We start from the raw sequence: 10,133 nt of genomic DNA, 5'->3' as shown, positions 1-10,133 counted from the left end.
GCCGCACGGGGCCCCGGCCCCGATGACACTCCCGGCCGCTTGTTGCTCCAGGTCGCCCTGGAGCAACAAGCGGCCGAGTCGGCGGACGGAACACTGACGCCGCCCTCGGACGTCGTGGGCGTCACGGGGCCGACAGGTCGCGGACCTGCCGGTCGTATTCCTCCAGCACCTGACGCAGTTGGGCGAGGGCTTCGGCGGGCAGCTCCGGGGGTGCGGACTCCGTGACGTAACGGGCGGCCGCGGCCAGGGCCGCCAGTTCGTACGCGTGGAACGTGCCCCGGAGCACCGTCGGGCGGACTCTCTCCAGTTCCATCGGTCAGCCCTGGGACCGCACGTAGTCGACGACCTGCGCCAGCTCGGCGGCGAAGGTGTCGTAGTCCTCCTGCATGCCGTTGATGTACGCGCTCCAGCCCAGGCTCGCCTTCGCGTAGTGCACGGCTTCCTGGATCTCCTCATCCGTGGCGCCGAAGAGCTTCGCGGCCTCGGTGTGGAACAGGCTGCAGTAGCGGCACTTGGTTTCGGAGTGCAGACCGACGCCGATCAGTTCCTTGTACTTGTTGGGTATGAGCGTCTCGCCGAGCTCGATCGTCTTGAAGATCTCCCACTCGGGTGCGAGCAGCTCGGTCGGGATGGTCGAGAAGAAGTGCGGGACGAGGCCCAGGGTCTGCTTGATGTCGGCTTCGATCTCGCCGCGGTTGATAGTGGCAGCCATGACGGCTCCCTCCTGGTGGAGGCGCCGCCGTGCCCGCCCGGGGCCCGTTCGTGCTGGTCACGAGCTGAAGAGGCACCCGGACCTGTCAGGGTGCGACACATGGCGAACTCTGCGACACTCGCGGCCCTCACCTTCAACTCAAGCACGGCGGAGCCACGCTGTCACGGGGGCGGCCCACGCGGCTGCGGACGCGAACGGTAGGTGATCGATTCCGTTGGGTGACCAGGGCGGGCGGGGCCGGCGGTCGCGACAAGGGGTGCGGGCCTTCCCTTTGGGGCAGACGGCGCTGCCCTTTCCCGGCGGGAGCCGGGCCTGGACGCCCGTCGCGTCCCCGACGAGGCTGGAGACTCCGAGGGGAGCCATGCATGCACGCACACGAACACGGCAGCGAGCACGAACACGACGAGACGGCGAAGCCCGGGAAGGCAGCGGACGCGCAGGCCCCCGCCGGGCTTTCCCGGCTGTACGAGGCGGCTGCCTCGGGGCGTACGGACGTGGTCGGCCGCTCCGGGATGGGCACCCTGCAACGCGCCGTGGGCAACGGCGCCGTACGGTCGATGCTCCAACGGGAGGCGTCGGAGGACGCCCCGCAGCGCTCCTCGGTCCACGACGTGATCACCTCGGGCGGCGGACGGTCCCTGGACCCGGAGACCCGCTCCGACATGGAGGCCAGGCTCGGCGCCGACTTCTCCGACGTACGGGTGCACACGGGCTCCGCCGCGCACGAGTCGGCGCGGGACGTCGGCGCCCGCGCGTACACGGTGGGCAACGACGTGGTGTTCCAGCGCGATGCCTACGACCCGTCCTCGCACGCGGGCCGGACCACGCTCGCCCATGAACTCACCCACGTCATCCAGCAGCGCAGCGGCCCGGTCGAGGGTACCGAGGCGCCGGGCGGGATCCGGGTGAGCGACCCCGGGGACCGCTTCGAGCAGGAGGCCGCCGCCAACGCCGAGCGGGTCATGTCGCAGCCCGCCCCGGCCGCGGCGCCACCGGCCGTACCGGCTCCCGCGCCCGCCCCCACGGCCGCCGCGCCGCCGGTGCAACGGCAGACCGAGGACGAGGACGAGGAGCCTGCCGACGTCCAGGGCTCCTTCGTGCAGCGGGCCGCGGAGGGCGGCGCCGAGGAGGAAGAGGAGACACCGCCGGAGTAGCGAGGCCGGGCGCCCGCATCCTCGGGGCCCGTGGGCTCAGCCGTTGCCTGCCTTCTCCGCACGCAGGGAACCGCCGAGGAACATCGACTCGGAACACTGCGACGGAGTCGGCGCCTTGACGGGCCGACCCACCTCGCGGCAGCTGACCGACAGGGTGACCCGGCCGCCGGCCGGGACCTCGATCGGCGTCACGAAGTGGTAGTCGGAGTCACGGAAGTTCTCCAGCGCCAGATTGAAGTGCTGCTCGTCCTGGATCGACACGACCAGCGTGCCCGCGTCCCCCTGCGGGTTCTGCAGCACGATGTCCGTCAGCTCGAACGTCTTCCCCTCGGGGACCGTGATCGCGGATGCGCTCTGAGCCCCGCCGCCGACCGAGTCCCGTACCTCCACCCGGGCGCTCTTGGGGGCCGCGGGCCCGCCCGGCTCGCCGGGCTTCGGTGTCGAACCGGCCGCCGCACCGGGCGTGGCCTGGACGCCGGACGATCCGGAGCTTCCCGTCGTCGTACCGCCGTTGGCACCGCCCCGCGCGTTCGGGCCGCCCGACGGCTGCCCTTGCGAGCCCTCGCTCCCTGCTGCCTTCGGTCTGTTGTTCACGGCTCTCTCGACGGCGTCCGGCGTGATCGCCTCCCGGGCGGCCGAGCGCACGGTGGGGCGGAGCACCGCGAACCACAGCCCCACCAGCACACCCACCAGCAGGGCCGCCACGATCAACGCGCGGGGCAGCCAGCTCGGCAGGATGGCCTGCTGCTCGTACGAGCCGTCCAGCACCTCCGGCTCGTACGGCCCCTGCCCCGCTACCGGCTTCGGCGCCACCACCGCCTGGAACGGATGGGTGACCGGTGCCCCGCGCCACAGCCGCCCCGCCGGACGGACCTTCAGGTTCGCGAACTTGGCCTGACCGGGCGGGATGGTGAGCTCGGCGGGCTCGAAGGCCAACCGGGCCCTTTCGGTGCCTCCTTGGGAGGTGAGCAGCACCGTCACGGGCGTGTTCCCCCGGCTGTCCACCGCGACCTTGTGCCGTCCGCGCCAGGCGCTGTGCGAGGTACGCGGTACCAGCTCGGAGGCGATGTCGGTGAACGGCAGCACCGTCACGACGCTCTCGGGCACCACGGTGTCGCCCGTGTCGCCGGTGGGCACGACGCGCAGGCCGAGCGGGGTCTCACCCGGGACGACGCCGGGGTCGCGCGGTGGCCGGAGCCTCAGGGTCGCGGAGCCGGACGCGCCCGGGTAGAGGGACAGGCTCGCCGGCTCGACGGTGGTCCAGCCGGCACACGGCCCGGCCACCTCGAACCGGAACTCCTCAACGGTGGTGCCCGAATTGAGCACCCGCACGGAAAGTTCGGCCTCGCCACCGGGCTCCACGGTGACCGAAGACTCGTCCAGGCTCGCCGAAACACTCATGGCGCGCACGCTACGGGCCGCTACCACAGCGAGGCAGCGGCCGCACAGGAACACTTTCGGGCACATCGGGGTTCGCCCTGAGACATCGTCAGTTTCCCGGGTGAATACTGAGCTTGCCGGGAAATGAGGGGGTGAGGAGAGCTGCGGGTGCCCGTACGTGACAGGCGCACGACAGATGCATTCGACAGGCATCACATCGGTGGCTCGACAAGGACCGGTGGCTCGGCAAGGGAGGAACGATGTGAACCAGACAACCGCGGACCGCATCATGGTCGACCTGAGAGCACAGGACCCCATCTCGCAGGCCGGAGTGGCGAGCCAGCTGCGCACCCGCCCCGAAGTACGGCTCGTCGACCGGGGCGGCACCGAGGACGCCCAGGTCGTGGTCATGGTCGTGGACATCGTCGACGAGGTCGCACTGCGCGTGCTGCGCCAGATCCAGCGGACCAGCACCGCGCGGGGGGTGCTGGTCACCACACAGATCGACGAGCAGCAACTGGTGAGCGCGGCGGAGTGCGGCTTCGTCGGAGTCGTCCGGCGCGCAGAAGCCACCCCGGAACGGCTGGTCCAGGTGATAGGGGCCGTGGCGCGGGGCGAGGGGTATGTGCCGGCCGATCTGCTGGGCAGCCTGCTGGAACAGGTCGGCCGTCTGCAGGGCGAGGTGCTCGGGCCGCGCGGCATCAACTTCAACGGTCTGTCCGCCCGCGAGATCGAGGTATTGCGGCTGGTCGCCGAGGGATACGACACCGCCGACATCGCCCTGAAACTCGCCTACTCGGAACGGACCATCAAGAACGTGCTCCACGCGGTGATGACCCGGCTGAACCTGCGCAACCGCTCGCACGCCGTGGCCTACGCGCTCCGCCAAGGACTGATCTGAACGACGCGCGGCGACCGCGTGCCCCTTCGGGCAGCGTTGCGCACCCGAAGGGTTGGCTCGCACTCCGCTGTGGGTGCGGGCACGCGCGCGCGAGGGTGAGGCGGCCGGGGCGCGGAGCCGGGCATCGATCGTGAACGGGGTGGGGTGTGCGAGGGGTTCAGCGATTGCCGGCGCGGTGGACGGCCTCCGGCATGGACTTCGGCAGGCGCTCCTGGGCGCGCTTCAAGGCTTCCCGCATCGGCCCGGTGATGGTGGTGCTGGCCTTGCTGGTCGGCGTCGTACCCGGCGCGGCCGGTGGCCGGGCTTCCCCGAATTGGTGGACGGTCCGGCCCGACACCGTCGCGACGACCCTCGCCCCGGGCACGTCCTTCCAGGTGGACAAGCAGGTGAGAACGCCGGTCGTGCCACCGAGGCCGGACGTGGTGCTGCTGGTGGACGGGACCATCAGCATGGCGGAGACCATCGGGAAGCTGAAGACGGAGCTCAGCACCATCACCAGGACGGTGCGGGACGAACAACCGGACTCGTGGTTCGCCGTGGCCAAGTACGGCGACGTCACCGATGGGGAGAAGGCGTTCAGCGTTCTGCAGGGGCTGACGAGCGACTTGAAGGACGTCCAGGAGAAGGGCGTCGACCAGCTCAAGGCGGACCTCGGCGGCAGCAGTCCGCCCGTCGAGGACTGGATCAACGCGCTGTGGCAGATCGCCCGGGGGGCAGACGGGAAGACGGCGTTCCGGGAGGGCGCGAGCCCGGTCGTCGTCCTGATCGGCGACGCCTCCAGCCATGACCCCAGCCTCGGTCACAGCCTCGACGACGCCATCGGCGCGCTGACGGGCAAGAGGGCGCGTGTCGTCGCCGTCGACATCGATACCCCCGTCGGTGACGGTCTCGACGGCGACGGGAGGCCGAAGGAGCCCCATGAGCCCAACCAGGGCAGCAAGGTGGCGAACGCCACCGGGGGCACGATCCTGAAGGGCGTCGACCCCAAACGGGTGGCCGACAAGATCGTAGAAGGCCTGACCGCCTTGCCCACGACCGTCAGCCATCGGACGACCGGCTGCGACCCGGCCCTCACCGTCACCCTGGAGCCGGCGACGCGCAAGGTGACCAGCGGCGCCACCGTCGCCTTCAAGGAGACCATCACCACGGCGGGCGACGCCCCCCAGGGACAGACCCTGCACTGCACGGTCCAGTTCCTGATGGACGGCAAGGTGCCCGGTGGGGTGACGCGGGTGGGGGAGGAAGCCGTACCCGACCCGGTCCCCGACTACCACGAGCGGATCAGCGTCGGCGTGCGCGACGTCGCGGCCCCGCGGGTCGTGGTGGACGACCACACGGTCGAGGCGACGGGCAAGGACGGCGTGAAGATCGACTATGTCGCGACGGCCAACGACGCGGTGGACGGTGACCTGCCGGTCGCCTGCACTCCCGCGTCGGGCTCGCTCTTCCCGATGGGCACCACCCACGTCACCTGCACGGCCACCGACTCCGCGGGCAACAAGGGCACCGACACGGCCACTTTCATCGTCAATGACGCGTCCGCCCCACAGGTGACGGTGGACGACCGCACGGTCGAGGCGACGAGCGCGGGCGGTGCCAAGGTCGACTACGTCGCGACCGCCAAGGACGCGGTGGACGGCGACCTGCCGGTCACCTGCGTCCCCGCGCCCGGGTCGCTCTTTCCGCTGGGAACCACCGAGGTGAGCTGCACCGCGACGGACTCCGCGGGCAACAGAGGCACCGACACGGCAATCTTCACCGTGCTCCCGGCTCCCATTCCGGTCGAGGCGGACGTCGCGGTGACCGCGAGTGTGACGCCCGTACCCAACTATGCCGGGAGAGCCACTGAGGCGCGCTTCACCCTCACCAACGCCGGGCCGAGGGTGGCGGAAGGCGTCGTCCTCGCGGCGGAGTGGCCGGGTGTGCCCGACGCGAGCAAGCGCGCGGTGGGCCGCCTCTCGGCCTGTGGCCAGGACAACCCGTGCAGCATCCCGGTGGGCGGGCGGCTCACGGTGACGCAATCGGCGGTGTACACGACGCCGGCCGACGGTGAGCTACGAGCCACCGTGCGCGGCGCGCTGCGGGACCCGCGACAAGTCAACAACACCGCCGTCGCCCGGCTCCGCGTCCTGCAGCCGAAGCTCACGATCACCCCGGAGGTCGGGCGGCCCGGCCAGGTGGTGCAGGCACGCGGCACGGACTTCCCACCCGGCCAGGCAGTGCGGCTCACCTGGAAGCCGGGGATCACCGCGGCCCGGTCGGCGGTGCGGGTCGGGCGCGACGGATCGTTCGAGGCCCAGGTGCTGGTGCTGCGCAAGGACCAGCTCGGTCCGCGTGAACTCCGCGCGGAGATAAGGGGGTTGGACCGGCTCCAGCGACCCTTCCTGGTCGTGCAACGCAATCTCGCCCCACCGGGCTTCGCGGGCCGAAGCTGAGACGAGGGAATCCCCCTGTGATCCATGAGGTCGACGAGTCCCTGCGCACCCTGTTCCGGGACGACGCCTTGGAGGGCGCCCAGATCGCGGTGGCCTTCGACGCGCCCACGCGTGACTGGGCGGCCAAGGTCAACGCACCGACCGTCAATCTGTACCTGTACGACATCCGGGAGGACACCCGGCGCCGGGAACGCGGGCTGCACAACGAGTACGACGAGGCCGGTGTCGTCGTGGCCCGCCGTCGGCCGCCGCGCTACTTCAAGCTCTCGTACCTGATCACCGCCTGGACCAAACGCCCGGAGGACGAACACCGGCTGCTGTCCTCACTGCTCGCCTGCCTGCTGCGGTACGAGGCCCTGCCCGCGGAACGTCTCACCGGCTCCCTGGCGGAGATCGGGGTGGCGGTCCCCATGACCATCGCCCTGCCCCCGCCGGAGGACCGGTCGTTCGCGGATGTGTGGAGCGCGCTCGGAGGTGAACTCAAACCGTCGCTCGACCTGGTGGTGAGCGTGCCGGTGACGGCGTCGCCCGTGTACGAGGCGGGCCCGCCGGTCGGCGAGGAGGGCGTGCGGCTCGGCTTCTCCGGCATCCCGCCCGAGCGGCCGTCCGAGGCGGAGGGGGCGTACCGGAAGACGCCGCACGGTCGACGGCTGCCGGTCTACGGGACGCGACCGGGCGCACCGGCGGCGGGGATCGCGTCCCGGGTGGCGGAGGGCCGGGGCACGGAGGAAAGGCCGGCATGACCGAGGACCAGAGCCTGAGCCACCTTCTGAGCCGCGCGCTCATCGTCGAGCAGCGCGTACGACGGGCGGTGGCGGCGAGACAGGAGACGGACCCGGACCCGGACGACGCGTTCCGCGGGCTGTACTTGAGCGACGAGAGAGTGCGGCGGCTGCTGGACGAAGGCAGGCGGATCGTGGTGCCGGAGTTCACGGCGGAGCCCGCCGAGCCGGCTGCTCCGACCCGACTGGGCCTGGTCGTGGGGGAGTTCGACCTGACGGACCTGGACACGGAGATCCTGCTCATCGCCCTGCTACCGGACCTGGACGACCGTTTCGAAGCCTTCTACGGCTACTTGAACGACGACGTGACGCGCCGCCGTCCCTCGGCGGGACTGGCCCTCGGCCTGTGCGGACTGTCCGCTGCCGACGCGGGTGCGCGAGGACGGCTGGACCCGTCGGCGCCGCTGCGCGCGGGAGGGCTGTTACTGGTGGAGGAGGCGGACCGCCCCTTCCTGAGCCGGGAGTTACGTGTCCCGGACCGGGTGACGTCCCACCTGCTCGGCGACGACACCCCGGCTCCGCGGATCGCCGATCTGCTGGCTCCGTGGCACGACGTGTCCGGGGTGGGCGACCCGGGGCCGTTGGCGCGCGGCTTGGCCAGCGGCATCCAGCTCGCCTACCTGCGGGAGGAACAGGGTGGAGCGGGCACGGCCCTGGCGGCGTCCGCGCTGACCCGCTCGGGCCGTGGAACGCTGGGCGTGGGCCTCGAACGCCTGGCCGCGGACCCGAACCCGACGGAAGCGGTACGCGTCCTGGCCCGCGAGGCCCGCCTCACGGGCGCGGGCCTGGTGTGCGGGCCGATCGACGCCCTGGCCCGGGAGAAGCCGGACGTGATCCGCATGGTCGCGGACGCGTCGTTGCCGGTGATCCTGGTGGGGCGGGCCCCGTGGGACGCGACATGGTCGACCCGGCCACCGCTGCTGCTCCACGCCCCGAGGGTGGAACCGCCGGCGAGGGCCGCCCTGTGGACGAAGGCGTACGCCAAGGCCGTCCCGCCGGATCTGGACATCACCGGTGTCCTGTCCCCGTTCCTCCTGTCCCCGGACCAGATCGCCCGGGCCGCCCGGAGCGCGGCGCAGGCATCCGTACTGGACGGGGGACCCCTCGGCCCGGACCACATCCGCGCCGGCGCCCGAGCCCAGAACGCGGCGGGCCTGGACCGCCTGGCCCGCCGCATAGAACCGACGGTCGGCTGGCCGGACCTGGTCCTCCCACGCGACTCCCTGGCCCAGCTACGGGAACTGACGGCCCGGGCCCGCCACCGTGATCTGGTCCTGGGGGAGTGGGGCATGCGCCCCGGGGGCGGACGGGGACGAGGGGTGACGGCGCTGTTCGCGGGCGACTCGGGCACAGGGAAGACGATGTCGGCGGAGGTGATCGCGGCGGACCTGGGTCTGGACCTCTACACGGTGGATCTGTCGACGGTCATCGACAAGTATGTCGGCGAGACGGAGAAGAACCTGGAACGCATCTTCTCGGAAGCGGCGGGAATCAACGGTGTGCTGCTCTTCGACGAGGCCGACGCGATCTTCGGCAAACGCTCGGAGGTGAAGGACGCCCACGACCGCTACGCGAACGTCGAGAGCGCGTACCTGCTGCAACGCATGGAGTCCTTCGACGGCCTGGCCATCCTGGCCACAAACCTCCGGGCCAACCTGGACGACGCCTTCACGCGCCGCTTGGACCTGGTGATCGACTTCCCGGTACCGGACGCGGAACAACGCCTGCTGCTGTGGGAACGCTGCCTGGGCCGGGTGCTGCCGCGCGCGGCGGACCTGGACCTGAAGTTCTGCGCGGAGTCGTTCGAACTGGCGGGCGGCAACATCCGGTCGGTGGCGGTGACGGCGGCGTACCTGTCGGCGGAATCGGGGGAGCCGGTGACGATGTCGGACCTGATCCGGGGGGTGCAGCGGGAGTACCAGAAGCTGGGCCGCTTGACGCTGGCCGCGGAATTCGGGCCGTATGTGAAGCTACTTGCAAGCTGATCGAAAATTCGCGTACCTCAGGCGGCTATGCGAGGACCCGTGCCCTGCTGGATTTGGCTACGGACTCCAGTATTAGGGATTGCTGAGGATGGCGGGGACCTTGGAAAGGGCGAGGTCGTTGTCATAGATGAGCGGCTCGCGGCGGTCCCCGCGATACTCATAGAAGAGTTCCTCCCGTGCGCTGAGCAGACCCCACGTCGTGATGACGAATTCAAAATAGTCATCGAGGTAGGTCGTTCGGGATTGATCAAACTCGAACCAGTTGTGGGTGAGGCGCAGCATCTTCCAGTCTCCGTGACCCCCTAAAATAACGAAGGCCATGGCGGTGAAGTCATTGACTGCGTCGAAAATGTGCAGCATTTTAGTGAAATCATTATTAGTGTAGCTTTCGCCGCAAAAATCGAATCGGCCGCCACTTGGATCGAGTTGCTCGACTTCGTACTCCTCGCCGAAGAGCATCTCATCCAGGGGTAAGAATTGTATTACCCCGGCAGTGTTGTAGATGTCGTACTGGGCAGCCAATGACGCCAGTTCTTCGTCCACTCGGTGTTGCAAAGCCTCGTCGAGGTCGGTCCTGACCCGCCAGCGGAGCGTAGCACCGTTGAATGCATAGTAGAGGCTGCGCAACGAGTGGGGCAGTGTGGTGCCCAGGCGTTGCTCGGCTGCATCGACTGATTCCCGTTCACCTGGCGAACCCAGGTCGAATTCGAGGAGCTCAAGCAGGGGATGCTGCCTGATCCGGTGAGCCAGGCCTTCTATTTCTTCGCGATACTGCATCGTGTAC

General features: G+C 70.1%; 9 protein-coding genes. 5 read left to right on the top strand and 4 right to left on the bottom strand.

The features are described from left to right. Positions 1-121: 121 nt before the first annotated feature. Complete coding sequence (locus ACZ53N_RS04700) at positions 122-313, bottom strand: hypothetical protein (protein ID WP_469139518.1); 192 nt, start codon at positions 311-313, stop codon at positions 122-124. 3 nt (positions 314-316) lie between these two features. Next, positions 317-712: a carboxymuconolactone decarboxylase family protein gene (locus tag ACZ53N_RS04695; protein WP_469139517.1), complete on the bottom strand. Its 396-nt coding sequence runs from the start codon at positions 710-712 to the stop codon at positions 317-319. Between the two features lie 365 nt (positions 713-1,077). On the opposite strand from ACZ53N_RS04695, the gene ACZ53N_RS04690 reads away from it, so the two are divergent. Beyond that, entirely contained in the window at positions 1,078-1,866 is a 789-nt protein-coding gene (locus ACZ53N_RS04690) for an eCIS core domain-containing protein (RefSeq protein ID WP_469139516.1), read from the top strand. Between the two features lie 36 nt (positions 1,867-1,902). Here the strand turns inward: ACZ53N_RS04690 and ACZ53N_RS04685 are convergent, their stop codons facing one another. Then, positions 1,903-3,267 (bottom strand): COG1470 family protein, encoded by a 1,365-nt coding sequence (locus ACZ53N_RS04685; protein WP_469139515.1) that lies wholly within the window; start codon positions 3,265-3,267, stop codon positions 1,903-1,905. A gap of 268 nt (positions 3,268-3,535) precedes the next feature. Between ACZ53N_RS04685 and ACZ53N_RS04680 the strand changes: the two genes are divergently transcribed. From ACZ53N_RS04680 to ACZ53N_RS04665, 4 genes are all read left to right on the top strand, one after another. Beyond that, the gene (locus tag ACZ53N_RS04680; RefSeq protein WP_370424044.1) at positions 3,536-4,147 is read left to right on the top strand and encodes a helix-turn-helix transcriptional regulator; all 612 of its coding nucleotides are present in this window, start codon (positions 3,536-3,538) and stop codon (positions 4,145-4,147) included. A 191-nt stretch (positions 4,148-4,338) separates the two neighbouring features. Next, positions 4,339-6,582 carry an HYR domain-containing protein gene (locus tag ACZ53N_RS04675; protein ID WP_469139514.1) on the top strand — a complete coding sequence of 748 codons (2,244 nt, stop codon included), beginning with the start codon at positions 4,339-4,341 and terminating at the stop codon, positions 6,580-6,582. Between the two features lie 17 nt (positions 6,583-6,599). After that, complete coding sequence (locus ACZ53N_RS04670) at positions 6,600-7,325, top strand: Pvc16 family protein (protein ID WP_469139513.1); 726 nt, start codon at positions 6,600-6,602, stop codon at positions 7,323-7,325. Further along, positions 7,322-9,349, top strand: coding sequence for an ATP-binding protein (locus ACZ53N_RS04665; protein ID WP_469139512.1), 2,028 nt, complete (start codon positions 7,322-7,324; stop codon positions 9,347-9,349). Before ACZ53N_RS04670 ends, ACZ53N_RS04665 begins: the two co-directional genes overlap by 4 nt. A 72-nt stretch (positions 9,350-9,421) precedes the next feature. Here ACZ53N_RS04665 and ACZ53N_RS04660 read toward each other — a convergent pair whose 3' ends face one another. Continuing rightward, complete coding sequence (locus tag ACZ53N_RS04660; protein ID WP_469139511.1) at positions 9,422-10,126, bottom strand: SMI1/KNR4 family protein; 705 nt, start codon at positions 10,124-10,126, stop codon at positions 9,422-9,424. Between the last annotated feature and the right edge of the window lie 7 nt (positions 10,127-10,133).

The sequence above is a fragment of the Streptomyces sp. NPDC033229 genome (assembly GCF_055576875.1).
Note: the sequence above shows the minus strand (reverse complement) of the source record. Positions and strands in the feature narration are given on the sequence as shown.

What these genes read in the sequence shown, in the direction of transcription:
- ACZ53N_RS04700 (WP_469139518.1), bottom strand. Translation starts at nt 313, where the DNA reads ATGGAACTGGAGAGAGTCCGCCCGACGGTGCTCCGGGGCACGTTCCAC.
- ACZ53N_RS04690 (WP_469139516.1), top strand. Translation starts at nt 1,078, where the DNA reads ATGCACGCACACGAACACGGCAGCGAGCACGAACACGACGAGACGGCG.
- ACZ53N_RS04665 (WP_469139512.1), top strand. Translation starts at nt 7,322, where the DNA reads ATGACCGAGGACCAGAGCCTGAGCCACCTTCTGAGCCGCGCGCTCATC.
- ACZ53N_RS04660 (WP_469139511.1), bottom strand. Translation starts at nt 10,126, where the DNA reads ATGCAGTATCGCGAAGAAATAGAAGGCCTGGCTCACCGGATCAGGCAG.
- ACZ53N_RS04685 (WP_469139515.1), bottom strand. Translation starts at nt 3,267, where the DNA reads ATGAGTGTTTCGGCGAGCCTGGACGAGTCTTCGGTCACCGTGGAGCCC.
- ACZ53N_RS04675 (WP_469139514.1), top strand. Translation starts at nt 4,339, where the DNA reads ATGGACTTCGGCAGGCGCTCCTGGGCGCGCTTCAAGGCTTCCCGCATC.
- ACZ53N_RS04680 (WP_370424044.1), top strand. Translation starts at nt 3,536, where the DNA reads ATGGTCGACCTGAGAGCACAGGACCCCATCTCGCAGGCCGGAGTGGCG.
- ACZ53N_RS04695 (WP_469139517.1), bottom strand. Translation starts at nt 712, where the DNA reads ATGGCTGCCACTATCAACCGCGGCGAGATCGAAGCCGACATCAAGCAG.